The sequence below is a fragment of the Mesorhizobium sp. M8A.F.Ca.ET.208.01.1.1 genome (genome assembly GCF_004791315.1).
In the GTDB taxonomy this organism is placed as follows: domain Bacteria; phylum Pseudomonadota; class Alphaproteobacteria; order Rhizobiales; family Rhizobiaceae; genus Mesorhizobium.
Genome location: NZ_SRUT01000265.1, coordinates 1 through 313, shown reverse-complemented (window position 1 = coordinate 313; position 313 = coordinate 1). Strand labels below are relative to the sequence as shown.

Annotated in this window: 1 protein-coding gene; it reads left to right on the top strand. The window is 63.9% G+C overall.

Going from position 1 to position 313, the window contains the following annotated elements:
- The coding region (locus EN851_RS35230) for a transglutaminase family protein (protein ID WP_135931108.1) at positions 1-313 on the top strand (313 nt) is incomplete at both ends.

Below are 313 nucleotides of genomic sequence, written 5' to 3'. Positions count from 1 at the left end.
CGACCTGTTGAAGAGCCTGGTGCTGCAATGGCAGCGGCATCCGTCGCTGTCCTACCTGTTTTCCGGCCTGTTCATCGGTCCGACCAGCCAGGCGCCGCGCTTCGACGAGGCGCGGCACGATTCACTTTATGAGCTGGAGATCGCGCTGGCGCAGGTGCCGCATCCGGGCAAGGGCGCGGCACCCTTGCCGTGGCTGGTCGACCTGTTGTTCCGCAATCTCCTGACCGACGTGACCGGCAACACGCACCGTTCGGAAATCTGCATCGACAAATTGTTCTCTCCGGATGGGCCAACCGGCAGGCTGGGGCTGGTC